At 70.9% G+C, this 16,014-nt stretch carries 14 protein-coding genes; 13 read left to right on the top strand and 1 reads right to left on the bottom strand.

All coding sequences use genetic code 11. The features are described 5' to 3' along the window. Positions 1-25: 25 nt before the first annotated feature. The 13 genes from AB0D31_RS12865 to AB0D31_RS12925 all read left to right on the top strand — a co-directional run bounded on the left by AB0D31_RS12865 (position 26) and on the right by AB0D31_RS12925 (position 14,960). A complete protein-coding gene (locus tag AB0D31_RS12865) occupies positions 26-907 on the top strand; it encodes an ABC transporter permease (protein WP_362721004.1) in 882 nt (293 codons plus the stop codon). Further along, positions 894-1,709: an ABC transporter ATP-binding protein gene (locus tag AB0D31_RS12870; protein ID WP_362721007.1), complete on the top strand. Its 816-nt coding sequence runs from the start codon at positions 894-896 to the stop codon at positions 1,707-1,709. The genes AB0D31_RS12865 and AB0D31_RS12870 overlap by 14 nt, the downstream gene beginning before the upstream one ends. A 447-nt stretch (positions 1,710-2,156) precedes the next feature. Next, positions 2,157-3,041 (top strand): squalene synthase HpnC, encoded by an 885-nt coding sequence (gene hpnC, locus AB0D31_RS12875; RefSeq protein ID WP_362721010.1) that lies wholly within the window; start codon positions 2,157-2,159, stop codon positions 3,039-3,041. Next, complete coding sequence (hpnD, locus tag AB0D31_RS12880) at positions 3,038-3,988, top strand: presqualene diphosphate synthase HpnD (RefSeq protein ID WP_362721013.1); 951 nt, start codon at positions 3,038-3,040, stop codon at positions 3,986-3,988. The genes hpnC and hpnD overlap by 4 nt, the downstream gene beginning before the upstream one ends. A 145-nt stretch (positions 3,989-4,133) precedes the next feature. Further along, the gene (gene hpnE / locus AB0D31_RS12885) at positions 4,134-5,516 is read left to right on the top strand and encodes a hydroxysqualene dehydroxylase HpnE (protein WP_362721016.1); all 1,383 of its coding nucleotides are present in this window, start codon (positions 4,134-4,136) and stop codon (positions 5,514-5,516) included. Next, positions 5,513-6,622 carry a polyprenyl synthetase family protein gene (locus tag AB0D31_RS12890; protein ID WP_362721019.1) on the top strand — a complete coding sequence of 370 codons (1,110 nt, stop codon included), beginning with the start codon at positions 5,513-5,515 and terminating at the stop codon, positions 6,620-6,622. The genes hpnE and AB0D31_RS12890 overlap by 4 nt, the downstream gene beginning before the upstream one ends. 107 nt (positions 6,623-6,729) lie before the next feature. Then, positions 6,730-8,724, top strand: coding sequence for a squalene--hopene cyclase (gene shc, locus AB0D31_RS12895; protein WP_362721021.1), 1,995 nt, complete (start codon positions 6,730-6,732; stop codon positions 8,722-8,724). After that, on the top strand, positions 8,724-9,365 hold the full coding sequence (locus AB0D31_RS12900; RefSeq protein ID WP_362721024.1) for a 1-hydroxy-2-methyl-2-butenyl 4-diphosphate reductase: 642 nt from the start codon (positions 8,724-8,726) through the stop codon (positions 9,363-9,365). Before shc ends, AB0D31_RS12900 begins: the two co-directional genes overlap by 1 nt. A 5-nt stretch (positions 9,366-9,370) precedes the next feature. Then, positions 9,371-10,393 carry an adenosyl-hopene transferase HpnH gene (gene hpnH, locus AB0D31_RS12905; protein ID WP_362721027.1) on the top strand — a complete coding sequence of 341 codons (1,023 nt, stop codon included), beginning with the start codon at positions 9,371-9,373 and terminating at the stop codon, positions 10,391-10,393. A gap of 208 nt (positions 10,394-10,601) precedes the next feature. Further along, the gene (dxs, locus tag AB0D31_RS12910; protein WP_362721030.1) at positions 10,602-12,509 is read left to right on the top strand and encodes a 1-deoxy-D-xylulose-5-phosphate synthase; all 1,908 of its coding nucleotides are present in this window, start codon (positions 10,602-10,604) and stop codon (positions 12,507-12,509) included. Then, the gene (locus AB0D31_RS12915) at positions 12,506-14,077 is read left to right on the top strand and encodes an aspartate aminotransferase family protein (protein WP_362721032.1); all 1,572 of its coding nucleotides are present in this window, start codon (positions 12,506-12,508) and stop codon (positions 14,075-14,077) included. The genes dxs and AB0D31_RS12915 overlap by 4 nt, the downstream gene beginning before the upstream one ends. Positions 14,078-14,180: 103 nt before the next feature. Further along, entirely contained in the window at positions 14,181-14,774 is a 594-nt protein-coding gene (locus AB0D31_RS12920) for a helix-turn-helix domain-containing protein (protein ID WP_362721035.1), read from the top strand. Between the two features lie 15 nt (positions 14,775-14,789). Next, complete coding sequence (locus AB0D31_RS12925; RefSeq protein WP_362721038.1) at positions 14,790-14,960, top strand: DUF6126 family protein; 171 nt, start codon at positions 14,790-14,792, stop codon at positions 14,958-14,960. Positions 14,961-15,027: 67 nt separating this feature from the next. Here the strand turns inward: AB0D31_RS12925 and AB0D31_RS12930 are convergent, their stop codons facing one another. Beyond that, positions 15,028-15,843, bottom strand: a complete 816-nt coding sequence (locus AB0D31_RS12930; RefSeq protein ID WP_362721041.1) for a tyrosine-protein phosphatase — start codon at positions 15,841-15,843, stop codon at positions 15,028-15,030. Positions 15,844-16,014 lie beyond the last annotated feature (171 nt).

A 16,014-nucleotide genomic window follows, 5' to 3' on the forward strand; every position in this document is an offset into this window, starting at 1 on the left:
TTCCTGCACACGAAAGTTTCCACTTGTGAGTGACACAACCCTGTCCCCGGCGGACCTTGCCGCCCGGCACGGGCTGTCGGTGAGCGGTGCCCGGCCCGGGCTCACCGCTTACATCAAGCAGCTCTGGGGCCGGCGCCACTTCATCCTGTCGTTCTCCTCGGCCAAGCTCACCGCCCAGTACAGCGAGGCGAAGCTCGGCCAGATCTGGCAGGTGGCGACGCCCCTGCTGAACGCGCTGGTCTACTACTTCATCTTCGGCGTGCTGATGGGAACGAGGAAGGGCATTCCCAACAATGTCTTCATCCCGTTCCTGGTGACCGGCGTGTTCCTGTTCACGTTCACGCAGAACTCGCTGATGGCGGGCGTACGGGCGATCTCGGGCAACCTGGGCCTGGTGCGGGCGCTGCACTTCCCGCGCGCCTCGCTGCCCATCTCCTTCGCGCTGCAGCAGCTCCAGCAGCTGCTGTTCTCGATGATCGTCCTGATGATCGTCGTGGTCGCATCCGGCTTCGCACCGGGCATGACGTGGATCCTGATCGTTCCGGTGCTCGCGCTGCAGTTCGTCTTCAACACCGGGCTCGCGCTGATCTTCGCGCGGCTCGGCGCGAAGACACCCGACCTCGCGCAGCTGATGCCGTTCATCATGCGTACGTGGATGTATTCGTCCGGCGTGATGTTCAGCATCACCGCCGTGCTCCACGACAAGCCGGGCTGGCTCAAGCACGTGCTGCAGATCAACCCCGCGGCGGTCTACATGGATCTGGCGCGGTACGCCCTGCTGGACGGGTACGGCGGCAAGTCCCTGCCCCCGCACGTCTGGGCCCTGGCGACGGGCTGGGCCGTCGTCGTGGGCGCCCTGGGATTCGTGTACTTCTGGAAGGCTGAGGAGCGCTATGGCCGTGGCTGAGGACATCAAGGACCGCGTGGCGGTCGAGGACGCGCGGATTCCCACCGTCATCTGCGACGACGTGCACATCGTGTACACCGTCAACGGTGGCGGCGGCGGAAGGGGCAGCGCCACCGCGGCCCTGAGCCGCATCGTCAAGAAGGACAAGACCGGCGGCACCTCGCGTGGCATGCGCCGGGTGCACGCCGTCAAGGGCGTCTCGTTCACCGCGTACCGCGGCGAGGCGATCGGCCTGATCGGCTCCAACGGTTCCGGCAAGTCGACGCTGCTGCGGGCCATCGCCGGCCTGCTGCCGCCCGAGAGCGGGCGCGTCTACACCGACGGCCAGCCCTCGCTGCTCGGCGTGAACGCGGCGCTGATGAACGACCTCACCGGCGAGCGCAACGTCATCCTCGGCGGCCTGGCCATGGGCATGTCGCGCGAGGAGGTCAAGGAGCGCTACGAGGAGATCGTCGACTTCTCCGGCATCAACGACAAGGGCGACTTCATCTCCCTGCCGATGCGGACCTACTCCTCCGGCATGGCGGCCCGGCTGCGGTTCTCCATCGCCGCGGCCAAGGACCACGACGTCCTCATGATCGACGAGGCGCTCGCCACCGGTGACCGTCAGTTCCAGATCCGCTCCGAGGAACGGATCCGCGAGCTGCGCAAGCACGCGGGCACCGTCTTCCTGGTGAGCCACAGCATCGGCTCCATCCGGGACACCTGCGACCGGGTGCTGTGGCTGGAGCGCGGCGAGCTCCTCATGGACGGGCCGACCGACGAGGTCGTCAAGGCGTACCAGAAGGAGTCCGGCCGCTGACGCTCAGTCACCCGGCGCCGCCGCGGAGAACGAGCCCCTGTCGATCAACCCCGGCGGGGGCTTGTGCGTCCTAGGGTGTGGTCCGGCAGTCAAGATCCCGTCAAGTTGCCAGTATGCGGAGAAAGTTGGGCCCGATCGGAGTGTTCTTGTAATGCTCGCAACACCCCCGCGTGTCGGCGGCCGTTGTACAACGTAAGCTGTACCGGTGCTGATTCGCGGCAAGTGGGGTAATACGCCCCGGGCTCCTCGCGCGACGGGACGCCCCGTCCGGGGAGGTCAGGCGGCGTGTCCGAAATAGGATGTTTTGGGTCGGCGGTGTAGAACGGGAGATGTGACGGCCATGGCTACGGAAGATCTCCAGCTCCCAGGGACGGCCGCCGTTCCCGCCCCGGGCGGTACCCGGTGACCCAAGGCCGGGATGTGCGCCCCGGACCCTCCGCGCCCTCCGTGCCCTCCGCGCGCGCCACCCTCGACAAGGCCGCCGACGAGAACTTCCCCGTGGCCCCCTTCTTCCTGCCGCGCGCCTGGCGCGACGACCTGATGGCGATCTACGGCTTCGCCCGCCTCGTCGACGACATCGGCGACGGCGACCTCGCCCCCGGCGGCGCCGACGCCCGCCACCTCGGCGTGGCCCCCGCCGACGCCGACGACCGGCTCGCCCTGCTCGACGCCTTCGAGACGGACCTGAACCGGGTCTTCGAGGGCGTCCCGCACCACCCGCTCCTGCGGGCGCTCCAGCCGACCGTGCGCCGCCGCGCGCTCACCCCCGAGCCCTTCCTCGGCCTCATCGAGGCCAACCGCCAGGACCAGCGGGTGCGCCGCTACGAGACGTACGAGGACTTGGTCGCGTACTGCGAGCTCTCCGCCAATCCCGTGGGGCGGCTCGTCCTCGCCATCACCGGCACTGCGAGCCCGGAGCGGATCCGCCGCTCCGACGCGATCTGCACCGCGTTGCAGATCGTCGAACACCTCCAGGACGTGAAGGAGGACCTCGGCCGCGACCGGATCTATCTGCCGGCCGAGGACATGGCACGTTTCCATGTCACACAGGCCGATCTGGCCGCCCCCCGGGGGAGCGCTTCGGTGCGCGCCCTGGTCGCGTTCGAAGCGGAACGCGCCGGGTCGTTGCTGAATGAAGGCACCCCCCTGGTGGGTAGCGTCCACGGCAGACTCAAGCTACTGCTGGCCGGATTCGTGGCCGGAGGCCGTGCCGCGCTCGACGCGGTGGCTGCCGCCGGCCACGACGTACTTCCGGGGCCGCCCAAGCCCACCAAGGCAAGGCTGGTGCGCGAGGTGGGAGCCGTCTTGCGAACAGCGCGTAGAGAGGGGTGAGCCGGACAGTGGAGGCACAGGCACCCGTGTCCGCACCGGTACAGGCCGCATACAGCTACTGCGAGGCCGTGACCGGGCAGCAGGCGCGCAACTTCGCATACGGCATCCGGCTGCTGCCGGCCGACAAGCGGCAGGCGATGTCGGCGCTGTACGCGTTCTCGCGCCGGGTCGACGACATCGGTGACGGCACGCTGGCCGAGGACGCCAAGCGGACGCGGCTCGAAGAGACCCGGGCGCTGCTCGGGCGGATCCGGGACGGCGCGGTCGACGAGGACGACACCGACCCCGTGGCGGTGGCCCTCGCGGACGCGGCACGCCGCTTCCCGATCCCGCTCGGCGGCCTCGACGAACTCATCGACGGCGTCCTGATGGATGTGCACGGCGAGACGTACGAGACCTGGGACGACCTGAAGGCCTACTGCCGCTGCGTCGCCGGCGCCATCGGCCGGCTCTCGCTCGGCGTGTTCGGTACGCAGCCCGGCGCGCCCGGCAGCGAGCGCGCCGCCGAGTACGCCGACACGCTGGGGCTCGCGCTCCAACTCACCAACATCCTCAGGGACGTTCGCGAGGACGCCGGCACCGGACGGACCTACCTGCCCGCCGACGACCTCGCCAAGTTCGGCTGCTCGACCGGGTTCGACGGCCCGCTGCCGCCCCCCGGCTCCGACTTCGCCGGCCTCGTCCACTTCGAAGTGCGGCGCGCCCGCGCCCTGTTCGCCGAGGGCTACCGGCTGCTGCCCATGCTGGACCGGCGCAGCGGCGCCTGCGTCGCCGCGATGGCCGGCATCTACCGCCGCCTGCTCGACCGCATCGAACGCGACCCCGAGGCCGTGCTCCGCGGCCGGGTCTCGCTGCCCGGCCGCGAAAAGGCGTACGTCGCCGTCCGCGGCCTCTCCGGGCTCGACACCCGGTACGTGTCCCGCCAGAGCGCCAGGAGGCGCGCCTGATGCACCACGCGTACCCCGACGAAGGGCCGAGCGTCATGACACGGGCCCTGCGTGCAACCTGTGGGCACACCGCCGCGTCCCTGACGGCATCGGCGCGCCATACGCACCCCACCGGCGCGGCCCGGACGTTCCGAGGGGAGGACGTATGAACGGCACCCGGCCCCAGCGCGCCGTGGTCGTCGGCGGCGGCCTCGCCGGCATCACCGCGGCGCTCGAACTCGCCGACGCGGGCCTGGACGTGACCCTCGCCGAGGGCAGGCCGCGCCTGGGCGGCCTCGCGTTCTCCTTCCGGCGCGGCAACCTGACCGTCGACAACGGCCAGCACGTCTATCTGCGCTGCTGCACCGCCTACCGCTGGTTCCTCGACCGGGTCGGCGGCGCCGAACTCGCCCCCGTCCAGGCCAAGTTGGACGTGCCCGTCCTCGACGTGGCGCACCCCAGGGGCCCCCGGCTCGGCCGGCTGCGCCGCGACGCGCTGCCGGTGCCGCTGCACCTGGCGCGGAGCCTGGCGACCTACCCGCACCTCTCGCTCGCCGAGCGCGCCTCCGTCGGACGTGCCGCGCTCGCCCTGAAGAAGCTCGACCCCGCCGACCCGGCCCTGGACGGCGTGGACTTCGCGAGCTGGCTCAGCCGGCACGGCCAGTCCGAGCGAACCATCGAGGCGCTGTGGGACCTGGTGGGCGTGGCCACCCTCAACGCCACCGCCCCGCACGCCTCGCTCGGGCTCGCCGCCATGGTCTTCAAGACCGGCCTGCTCTCCGAGGCGGGCGCCGCCGACATCGGGTGGGCCCGCGTACCGCTCGGCGACCTCCACGACACCCTCGCCCGCAAGGCGCTCGACGCGGCGGGCGTACGGGTGGAGACGCGCACCAAGGCCGAGGCCATCTCCCGTACGGACAACGGCGGTTGGCAGGTGACGCTGAGCGGCGAGACGCTCGACGCCGAGGTCGTCGTGCTCGCCACAGCGCAGAAGGAGACGTACGACCTGCTGCCCGACGGCGCCCTCGACGAGCCGGACAAGCTGCTCTCCATCGGGACCGCGCCCATCCTCAACGTGCACGTCGTCTACGACCGTAAAGTGCTGCCACAGCCCTTCTTCGCGGCGCTCGGCACCCCGGTGCAGTGGGTCTTCGACCGTACGGACTCATCGGGGCTCACCGGAGAAGGCCAGTACCTGGCGCTTTCGCAGTCGAACGCAGGCGACGAGATCGAGCTGCCCGTGGCCGAACTGCGCGCCCGCTACCTGCCCGAGCTGGAAAAGCTGTTGCCCGCGGCGCGCGGCGCCGGGATCCTCGACTTCTTCGTCACCCGGGAGCGGACAGCGACGTTCGCCCCCACCCCCGGCGTCGGCCGGCTGCGGCCGTCGGCACGGACCCGCGCGGACGGCCTGTACCTGGCCGGCGCGTGGACCGCGACCGGCTGGCCCGCGACCATGGAAGGCGCCGTACGCAGCGGATTCAGCGCCGCCGGCGCCGCGCTCGCCGCTCTGGGCCGCCCCCACGTTCATCCGCTTCAGGAGGCGGCATGACTGTTAGCAGTACTGGAACAAGAGGAGAGACTGTGCCGACTGTGCCTTCGGCTTCGGCGAATCCGGCTGTGGACACCGTGGACGTCACCGCCCTGCTGGAGCGGGGGCGCGCGCTGTCGACTCCGGAGCTGCGGGCGGCCGTCGACCGGCTCGCGGCTCCCATGGACACCGTCGCCGCCTATCACTTCGGGTGGATCGACGCCCAGGGCCGCCCCTCGACCGGTGACGGCGGCAAGGCCGTACGGCCCGCGCTGGCCCTGCTCTCCGCGGAGGCGGCCGGCGCCGCCGCCGAGGTCGGCGTGCCCGGCGCGGTCGCCGTCGAGCTCGTCCACAACTTCTCGCTTCTGCACGACGACCTCATGGACGGCGACGAGCAGCGCCGCCACCGCGACACGGTGTGGAAGGTGCACGGCCCCGCGCAGGCGATCCTCGTCGGCGACGCCCTGTTCGCCCTCGCCAACGAGGTCCTCCTGGAGCTCGGCACCGTCGAAGCGGGCCGCGCGACCCGCCGACTCACCAGCGCCACACTGAAGTTGATCGACGGTCAGGCCCAGGACATCTCCTACGAGCACCGCGAGCGGGTCACCGTCGAGGAGTGCCTGGAGATGGAGGGCAACAAGACGGGCGCTCTGCTCGCCTGCGCCTGCTCGATCGGCGCGGTCCTCGGCGGCGCCGACGACAAGACCGCCGACACCCTGGAGGCGTACGGCTACCACCTCGGCCTCGCCTTCCAGGCCGTCGACGACCTCCTCGGCATCTGGGGCGACCCGGACGCCACCGGCAAGCAGACCTGGAGCGACCTGCGCCAGCGCAAGAAGTCACTGCCGGTCGTCGCCGCGCTCGCCGCGGGCGGCCCGGCCTCCACCCGCCTCGCCGAGCTGCTCGCCGCCGACGCCAAGAGCAACGACTTCGACAGCTTCTCCGAGGCGGAGTTCGCCACCCGGGCGGCCCTGATCGAGGAGGCCGGCGGCCGCGAGTGGACCTCCCAGGAGGCCCGCAGGCAGCACACCGTCGCGATCGAGGCGCTCCGCCGCGTCGACATGCCGGAACTCGTCCGAGCCCAGCTCACCGCGCTGGCCGACTTCGTCGTCGTACGAAAGAGATGATTGCCATTCGCATATGACTCGCAGTCGCCGGAGGGGCCCGGGCAACCGGGCTCGCTCCGACGGAGACCCCAGCACAGCAGAAGTAGCCACTGCACTAAGGGGAAGCCATGACAGCGACGACCGACGGAAGCGCCGGGGCCACCCAGCCCCGGGCAGCCGCGGCCAGTACGACCGCCGGGACGGCCCCCGGCGCGCACGAGGTGCTCGACGCCGCCCGGCTGGCAACGGATCGCGGCGTTGCGCACCTGTTGGCGAGACAGGACGCCGATGGCTGGTGGAAGGGCGACCTGGAAACCAACGTCACCATGGACGCCGAGGACCTGCTGCTGCGTCAGTTCCTCGGAATCCAGGACGAACGGACGCTGCGGGCGGCGGCCCTGTTCATCCGGGGCGAGCAGCGTGACGACGGCACCTGGGCCACCTTCTACGGCGGGCCCGGCGAACTGTCCGCCACCATCGAGGCGTACGTGGCCCTCAGGCTCGCCGGCGACCGGCCCGAGGACCCGCACATGGCCCGCGCCTCCGCCTGGATCAGGGCCAGGGGCGGGATCGCCTCCGCCCGGGTGTTCACCCGGATCTGGCTGGCCCTGTTCGGCTGGTGGAAGTGGGACGACCTGCCCGAGCTGCCGCCCGAGCTGATCTTCCTGCCGCCGTGGGTCCCGCTCAACATCTACGACTTCGGCTGCTGGGCCCGGCAGACCATCGTGCCGCTCACCGTGGTGTCGGCCAAGCGCCCGGTGCGCCCCGCGCCCTTCGCGCTCGACGAGCTGCACACCGATGCCGCCCGGCCCAACCCTCCCAAGCCCCTTGCGTCCGTGGCGAGTTGGAGCGGAGCGTTCCAGCGGCTCGACAAGGTGCTGCACGCCTACCGCAGGGTGGCGCCCCGCACGCTGCGCCGGGCGGCGATGCGCAGCGCCGCCCGCTGGATCGTGGAGCGCCAGGAGAACGACGGCTGCTGGGGCGGCATCCAGCCCCCCGCCGTGTACTCGGTGATCGCCCTGCATCTGCTCGGCTACGACCTCGACCATCCGGTGATGCGGGCCGGACTCGCCTCGCTCGACCGGTTCGCGGTGTGGCGCGAGGACGGTGCCCGGATGGTCGAGGCCTGCCAGTCCCCGGTGTGGGACACCTGCCTGGCGGCCATCGCGCTCGCCGACGCGGGCGTGCCGGCCGACCACCCCGCGCTGGTCAAGGCGGCCGACTGGATGCTCGCCGAGGAGATCACCCGGCCCGGCGACTGGAAGGTGCGCAGGCCCCAACTGGAGCCGGGCGGCTGGGCGTTCGAGTTCCACAACGACAACTACCCGGACATCGACGACACCGCCGAGGTGATCCTGGCGCTGCGCCGCGTCAAGCACCCTCAGCAGGAGAGGGTGGACGCGGCCGTCGAACGCGGGGCGCGCTGGACTCTCGGGATGCAGTCGAAGAACGGCGCCTGGGCCGCGTTCGACGCGGACAACACCAGCGCCTTCCCCAACCGGCTGCCGTTCTGCGACTTCGGTGAGGTCATCGACCCGCCGTCGGCCGACGTCACCGCCCACGTCGTGGAGATGCTCGCCCACGAAGGCAAGGCCCACGATCCGCGCACCCGGCGCGGCATCGAGTGGCTCCTCGCCGAACAGGAGCCGTGCGGTGCCTGGTTCGGGCGCTGGGGCGTCAACTACGTATACGGCACAGGGTCGGTGGTGCCCGCACTGACCGCCGCCGGCATCCCCGTATCGCACCCCGCGATCCGCCGCGCGGTGAGCTGGCTGGAGTCCGTGCAGAACGACGACGGCGGCTGGGGCGAGGACCTGCGCTCCTACGGCGAGACCGAATGGGTGGGCCGCGGGCCCTCGACCGCCTCGCAGACCGCCTGGGCGCTGCTCGCGCTCCTCGCGGCGGGGGAGCGGGACAAGAAGGCCACCGAGCGCGGCATCGCCTGGCTCGCCGAGAACCAGCGCGAGGACGGCTCCTGGGACGAGCCGTATTTCACCGGAACCGGGTTCCCCTGGGACTTCTCGATCAACTACCACCTCTACCGGCAGGTCTTCCCGCTGACCGCGCTCGGCCGCTATCTCCACGGAGAACCGTTCTCCCTCCACGCGGCCAAGGGGGGTTGATGGACACACCCCAGGCCCCGCGGCCCGTTCCGCTGGTGATCGCGTGCGCGCTCACCATCGAGCGGCTCGCGCTGCGCGGCGCCCGCGGCGCGGCGGCCCCGGTCACGGTGGTCCGCAGCGGCATGGGCCCCATGGCGGCCGAACGCGCTCTCCGACGCACGCTGAGCGCGGCCGCCACCCAGGACGCCGCGGTCATCGCCTCAGGCTTCTGCGCCGGCCTCGTCCCCGGGATGCACCCCGGGGACCTGGTCGTCGCCGAGGAAACCCGCGATCCGCGGGGCACCACCGTGTGCAGCTCCATCGAGGTGCTCGCCAGGGCACTCACCGAGGCGCTGCCGGGCCGTACGGTCCACACCGGCCCGCTCGCGGGCTCCGACCACGTCGTACGCGGACCTGAGCGGGCCGATCTGAGGGCGACCGGGGCGATCGCGGTGGACATGGAGTCCGCCGCCACGCTGTGGGCCGCCCGGCAGACCGGACCGCGTCCGGTTGCGGCCGTCCGAGTGGTCGTGGACGCTCCAGAACATGAACTCGTCCGAATTGGCACGGTACGCGGTGGAATATCAGCCTTCCGCGTTCTTCGTGCCGTTCTTCCCGCTTTCTTTGAATGGCACCGTTCTTTGCTGCTCCCCAGGAGGTGAGCCAGATGGCCATGCCGCTTCGTCAGTCCATCAGGGTCGGGACCTATCTTTTTGAACAGAAGTTGCGCAAGCGTGACAAGTTCCCGCTGATCGTCGAGCTGGAACCGCTTTTCGCCTGCAACCTGAAATGTGAGGGCTGTGGCAAGATCCAGCATCCGGCCGGGATCCTGAAGCAGCGGATGCCGGTGGCCCAGGCCGTGGGCGCCGTCCTGGAATCCGGTGCCCCGATGGTGTCCATCGCCGGCGGCGAGCCGCTGATGCACCCTCAGATCGATGAGATCGTGCGCCAGTTGGTGGCCAAGAAGAAGTACGTCTTCCTGTGCACCAATGCGCTCCTCATGCGCAAGAAGCTGGAGAAGTTCACGCCGTCGCCGTACTTCGCGTTCGCCGTGCACATCGACGGGCTGCGCGAGCGGCACGACGAGTCGGTGGCGAAGGAGGGGGTGTTCGACGAGGCGGTCGAGGCGATCAAGGAGGCCAAGCGGCAGGGCTTCCGGGTCACCACCAACTCGACCTTCTTCAACACCGACACCCCGCAGACCATCATCGAGGTGCTCAACTTCCTCAATGACGACCTCAAGGTCGACGAGATGATGATCTCGCCCGCCTACGCCTACGAGAAGGCGCCCGACCAGGAGCACTTCCTGGGGGTCGAGCAGACCCGGGAGCTCTTCAAGAAGGCCTTCTCCGGCGGCAACCGCGCCCGCTGGCGGCTCAACCACTCGCCGCTCTTCCTGGACTTCCTGGAGGGCAAGGCCGACTTCCCCTGCACCGCGTGGGCGATCCCCAACTACTCGCTCTTCGGCTGGCAGCGTCCCTGCTACCTGATGAGCGACGGGTACGTGCCGACCTACCGTGAGCTGGTCGAGGAGACCGACTGGGACAAGTACGGCCGCGGCAAGGACGACCGGTGCGCGAACTGCATGGCGCACTGCGGCTACGAGCCGACCGCCGTGCTCGCCACCATGGGGTCCCTGAAGGAGTCGCTCAGGGCGGTCCGCGAGACCATCCAGGCCAACCGCGCGTGACGTCGTGAGCCCCGGAGAGCCGGTCTCTTCGGGGCTCGCCGCGTCGCCGGCCCGGCGGTGCCGGCGAGCCCGGCCGAGGGCTCGCCATGCCGCAGACCCGGCGGCCGTCGAGCCCAGCCCGGGACTCGCCGCGCCCTCGGCCGGCGGCCGTCGAGCGCACCCGAGGACGATCGTGAGCTGAACAGGATCCACAGGAGGGGGCCCGAACGTGACGATCTTGGAGAACATCCGGGGGCCGCACGACCTGCAAGCGCTCGACCAGGCCGACCTGGGCCAACTCGCCCTGGAGATCAGGGAGTTCCTCATCGCCGGCGTAGCCCGCACCGGGGGCCACCTGGGGCCCAACCTGGGCGTGGTCGAGCTTTCCATCGCCCTGCACCGGGCCTTCGACTCCCCGGCCGACCGCATCCTGTGGGACACCGGCCACCAGAGCTACGTACACAAGCTCCTCACCGGGCGGCAGGACTTCTCGAAGCTGCGCACCAAGGGCGGCCTCTCCGGCTACCCGTCGCGCGCCGAGTCCGAGCACGACGTCATCGAGAACAGCCACGCCTCCACCGTGCTCGGCTGGGCCGACGGCCTCGCCAAAGCCAACGAGGTGCTCGGCGGGAAGAGCCACGTCGTCGCCGTCATCGGGGACGGCGCGCTCACCGGGGGCATGGCCTGGGAGGCGCTCAACAACATCGCTGCCGCCCGTGACCGCCCGCTGATCATCGTGGTCAACGACAACGAGCGCTCCTACGGGCCGACCATCGGCGGTCTCGCCGGGCACCTCGCGACCCTGCGCACCACCGACGGCTACGAGCGGGTCCTGGCCTGGGGCAAGGAGGTGCTCCAGCAGACGCCCGTCGTGGGGCAGCCGCTCTACGGGTCGCTGCACGGGGCGAAGAAGGGCTTCAAGGACGCGTTCGCACCGCAGGGCATGTTCGAGGACCTCGGCCTGAAGTACCTCGGCCCGATCGACGGACACGACACCGAGGCCGTCGAGTCGGCGCTGCGCCGCGCGCAGTGCTTCCACGGGCCGGTCCTCGTGCACTGCCTGACCGAGAAGGGCCGCGGCTACCAGCCGGCCCTCGACGACGAAGCCGACCGTTTCCACACGGTCGGCGCGATGGACCCGCTGACCTGCGCGCCGCTCACACCGTCCAACGGGCCTTCCTGGACCGCGGTGTTCGGCGAGGAGATGGTCGTGCTCGGCGCCGAACGGCCCGACATCGTCGCCGTCACCGCCGCCATGCTGCACCCCACGGGCCTCGGTCCGTTCGCCGAGCGCTTCCCGGAGCGGGTGTGGGACGTCGGGATCGCCGAACAGCATGCCGCGGTGAGTGCGGCCGGGCTCGCCACCGGCGGCCTGCACCCGGTCGTCGCCGTGTACGCGACCTTCCTCAACCGGGCCTTCGACCAGGTGCTCATGGATGTCGCGCTGCACCGGTGCGGAGTGACGTTCGTCCTGGACCGGGCCGGCGTGACCGGCGTCGACGGTCCCTCCCACAACGGGATGTGGGACCTGTCGATGCTCCAGGTCGTGCCCGGTCTCAGGATCGCCGCGCCGCGCGACGCCGGCCGGCTGAGAGCGCAATTGCGCGAAGCCGTCGAGGTGACGGACGCACCCACGGTGTTGCGCTTCCCCAAGGAGTCGGCCGGCCCCGACATCCCGGCGCTGGCCCGGCTCGGCGGCATGGACGTACTGCGCCGGGACGAGGACGCCGATGTGCTGATGGTCGCGGTCGGCGTGCTCGCCCCCGTCTGTCTCCAGGCGGCCGAGCTGCTCGCCGGGCGCGGCATCACCTGCACGGTGGTCGACCCGTGCTGGGTCAAACCCGTCGACGAAGAGCTCGCCCCGCTCGCCGCGGCGCACCGCCTGGTCGCGGTGGTGGAGGACAACGTCCGTACCGGCGGCGTCGGTTGGGCCGTCGGACAGGCCCTGCGGGATGCCGGTGTGGATGTGCCGCTGCGCGGCTTCGGCATCCCCGACCAGTTTCTCGCGCACGCCAAGCGCGACGAGGTGCTGGCCGACATCGGGCTGACCCCGGTGGAGATCGCGGGACGGATCGGCGCCGCGCTCGCGGCCACGGAGGAAGCCGCCGCGGCGGCCGGGAAGGAGAACGACGCATGACCGACGGCGATCCGCAGGCCTTCGCATCAGCACCGGACACGGAGGCGACCTCGCGGGGCGAGAGCTTCCCGGTGCCGGACACGGAGGCGACCTCGCGGGGCACGGGTGCCCCGGTGCCGGACACGGAGGCGACCTCCCCGGGCAAGGGCTTCCCCGTCCCGGACACCGAGGCGGCGGCCCCGCAGGGCAAGGCCTTCGACCTGGCGCGGCTTCTCGCCGAGCGCGGGGGAGAGCGCTACGAACTGCACACCAAGTACCTCAACCACCAGCTTCCCCGGATGCTGCACACCATCGGCTTCGACAAGGTCTACGAGCGGGCCGAGGGCGCGTACTTCTGGGACAGCGAGGGCAACGACTACCTCGACATGCTCGCCGGGTTCGGCGTCATGGGTCTCGGCCGCCACCACCCCGTGGTGCGCAAGGCGCTGCACGACGTCCTGGACGCCTCGCTCGCGGACCTGACCCGCTTCGACTGCCAGCCGCTGCCCGGCCTGCTCGCCGAGAAGCTCCTCGCGCACAGCCCGCACCTGGACCGGGTCTTCTTCGGCAACAGCGGCACCGAGGCCGTTGAAACCGCTCTCAAATTCGCCCGCTACGCCACCGGCAGGCCCAGGGTCCTCTACTGCTCGCACGCCTTCCACGGCCTGACGACCGGCTCGCTCTCGGTGAACGGCGAGTCCGGCTTCCGCGACGGCTTCGCGCCGCTGCTGCCCGACACGGCGGTGCCGCTCGGTGATCTGGCCGCGCTGGAAAGGGAGTTGAAGCGGGGCGACGTCGCAGCCCTCATCGTCGAGCCGATCCAGGGCAAGGGCGTCCACGCGGCGCCGCCCGGCTATCTGCTCGCAGCGCAGGAGCTGCTGCACCGGCACAAGGCGCTGCTCATCGCCGACGAGGTGCAGACCGGCCTGGGCCGCACCGGCGACTTCTACGCCTACCAGCACGAGGCGGGCGTCGAGCCGGACCTGGTGTGCGTCGCGAAAGCGCTCTCAGGCGGCTATGTTCCGGTCGGCGCCACCCTCGGCAAGGAGTGGATCTTCAAGAAGGTCTACTCGTCGATGGACCGCGTCCTGGTGCACTCGGCGAGCTTCGGCTCCAACGCCCAGGCGATGGCGGCCGGGCTCGCCGTCCTGTCGGTGATGGAGCAGGAGGGGATCGTCGAGAACGCGCGCGTCACCGGTGATCTGCTGCGCACCCGGCTCGCCGCCCTGACCGACCGCTATGAGCTGCTCTCGGACGTACGAGGACGTGGGCTCATGATCGGCATCGAGTTCGGCCGGCCGTCCTCGCTCAAGCTGCGCAGCCGCTGGACGATGCTCCAGGCCGCCCGCAAGGGACTGTTCGCTCAGATGGTGGTCGTGCCGCTGCTCCAGAAGCACCGGATCCTCACCCAGGTCTCGGGCGACCACCTGGAAGTGATCAAGCTGATCCCGCCGCTGACCGTCACCGAGCGCGAGGTCGACCGGTTCGTCGAGGCGTTCACCGCCGTCATGGACGACGCCCACGCCGGCGGCGGACTGATGTGGGACTTCGGCCGGACCCTGGTGAAGCAGGCGGTCGCCAACCGCTGACCGGCACCTGAGCCAACCGCTGACCGGCACCTGAAGGGTTCGTGGTTTTGCCTCAGAGGCAAAAAGTTTGCCTCTGAGGCAAGCGCCTGCCTGAATGGAGTGCATGAGCACTCCTGGCGACGATATCGCCGCTCTCCCGGGCGTCGCACCCCGGCTGCGCGAACTGCGCCGCCGACGCGGACTCATCCTGGAGGCCGCCGCGCAGCGGGCCGGACTCTCGCCGGCCCACCTGTCCCGCCTGGAGACGGGCGCACGCCAGCCGTCGCTGCCGATGCTCCTCGCGCTGGCCCGTATCTACGGTACGACGGTCTCGGAGCTGCTCGGCGAGATGCCGGCGGAGCGCGAGCCCGTCATCCGGGCCGGCCGCGCGGCGCCGCGCGAGGCCGACGGCTGGACGTACCGCCAGACCGGCGGACCGGGCCGCGCCATGCAGACGCTGCGTGTCGAGGTCCCGTACGGCACCCAGCAGGAGCTCGTACGGGTGCACCCGGGTGAGGAGTGGCTCTACGTCCTGACCGGGCGGCTCCGGCTGAGCCTGGGAGAGGCCACCCATGAACTCGACCCGGGCGACAGCGCGCACTTCGACTCGCTGACCCCGCACCGGATCTCCGCCGCCTCGCACGGCGGAGCCGAGTTCCTCTTCGTGCACACCCTGCTGCAGAGCCCTGATCCGCATCCGCACCACCCGCACAGCTGAGAGGACGGGACCGACATGTCCGAGCCCGAGAGCGCTCCCACCGTGGTGTCGCCCCGCAAGAACATCGAAGAGACCGCCGAGACCAAGTTCCCGAGGGGGCTTGTCGTACGCCTCTTCGCCTACCTCATCGCCGGACACATCTTCGCGGGCTTCCTCTATCTGCTGTTCGAGGTGGGCGGCAAGTAACCCGCGGCCGGCAAGTAGCCCGCGGCCGGCAAGCAGCCCGTGAGCGGCAGGTGCAGGGGCCGACGGCTCAGACGGAGCCTTCCAGCAGCCGCCCGCGCAGCTTCTCGCGGGTCTCGTCCGTGAGCTTCAGGGCGTCGCGGAAGTAGTGATCGGTCGATCCCCAGGTCGTCCCGATGGTGTCGAAGGCGGCGTGCAGATAGTCGGCGCGCGCGTCGAAGAGGGGGCTGAGCAGCTCCATCACCTCGGGCGACATCGCGTCGGCCGACGAGCTGGTGCGGCGCACCGCGTAACGGCGGTGCGGGGCGTTGGACTTGAGGTAGTCGGCCTCGATGGCGTCGCGCTCCACGCCGACCGCGAGCAGGGCCACGGCTATGGAGATGCCGGCCCGGTCCTTGCCCGCGGCGCAGTGCATCAGGGCGGGCACGCTGTCCTCGGCGAGCGCGTGCAGAACCCGGCTGTGCTCGGCGGTGCGCTGGGTCACGACCTCGCGGTACGACGCGATCATCCGGTCCGCGCCCTTGGTCCCCGAGAGCGCGGACCGCAGCTCGTCGAGGTCGCCCTCGCGGACCATCTTCCAGAACTCGGCCCCGTCGGCCGGATCCGTCAGCGGAATGTTGACGTTGCGCACGCCTGGCAGTGCGATGTCGGGCCCCTCCAGCTTCTGGTCCCCGGCGTTGCGGAAGTCGAAGACGGTGTGCAGCCCGAGCGTGGCGAGGAAGGCGGCGTCCGCCGCGGTGGCGTGGGCGAGGTGGCCGCTGCGGAAGAGCCGCCCGCCGCGCACCCGCAGGCCGTCGACGGTCGGCAACCCGCCCACATCACGGAAGTTGCGCACCCCCGACAGCTCGGGCTCGGTCGAGGGGGCCTGCGGAATCTCTTGGGTCACGGGGACTCCTGAACGTCGATCCTGGCGGCGCGGGCCTGCGCGTCTCCCGACGATACGACAAGCGTTTCCAGGGCAACCATCACCCCGCGCCCCGCACTGGTGTCGCACGGTTGCGGGGGCCGCCGGGGCCGGGCCGGGGGCTTCCGCGTCCGGGGTCACCTCCGACCCGCG

This window comes from Streptomyces sp. NPDC048361, from assembly GCF_040651795.1.
GTDB lineage: Bacteria > Actinomycetota > Actinomycetes > Streptomycetales > Streptomycetaceae > Streptomyces.

Coding starts and splice junctions, on each gene's coding strand:
- hpnE (WP_362721016.1), top strand. CDS start 4,134: ATGAACGGCACCCGGCCCCAGCGCGCCGTGGTCGTCGGCGGCGGCCTC.
- AB0D31_RS12925 (WP_362721038.1), top strand. CDS start 14,790: ATGTCCGAGCCCGAGAGCGCTCCCACCGTGGTGTCGCCCCGCAAGAAC.
- AB0D31_RS12920 (WP_362721035.1), top strand. CDS start 14,181: ATGAGCACTCCTGGCGACGATATCGCCGCTCTCCCGGGCGTCGCACCC.
- hpnH (WP_362721027.1), top strand. CDS start 9,371: ATGGCCATGCCGCTTCGTCAGTCCATCAGGGTCGGGACCTATCTTTTT.
- AB0D31_RS12900 (WP_362721024.1), top strand. CDS start 8,724: ATGGACACACCCCAGGCCCCGCGGCCCGTTCCGCTGGTGATCGCGTGC.
- AB0D31_RS12890 (WP_362721019.1), top strand. CDS start 5,513: ATGACTGTTAGCAGTACTGGAACAAGAGGAGAGACTGTGCCGACTGTG.
- shc (WP_362721021.1), top strand. CDS start 6,730: ATGACAGCGACGACCGACGGAAGCGCCGGGGCCACCCAGCCCCGGGCA.
- AB0D31_RS12915 (WP_362721032.1), top strand. CDS start 12,506: ATGACCGACGGCGATCCGCAGGCCTTCGCATCAGCACCGGACACGGAG.
- AB0D31_RS12870 (WP_362721007.1), top strand. CDS start 894: ATGGCCGTGGCTGAGGACATCAAGGACCGCGTGGCGGTCGAGGACGCG.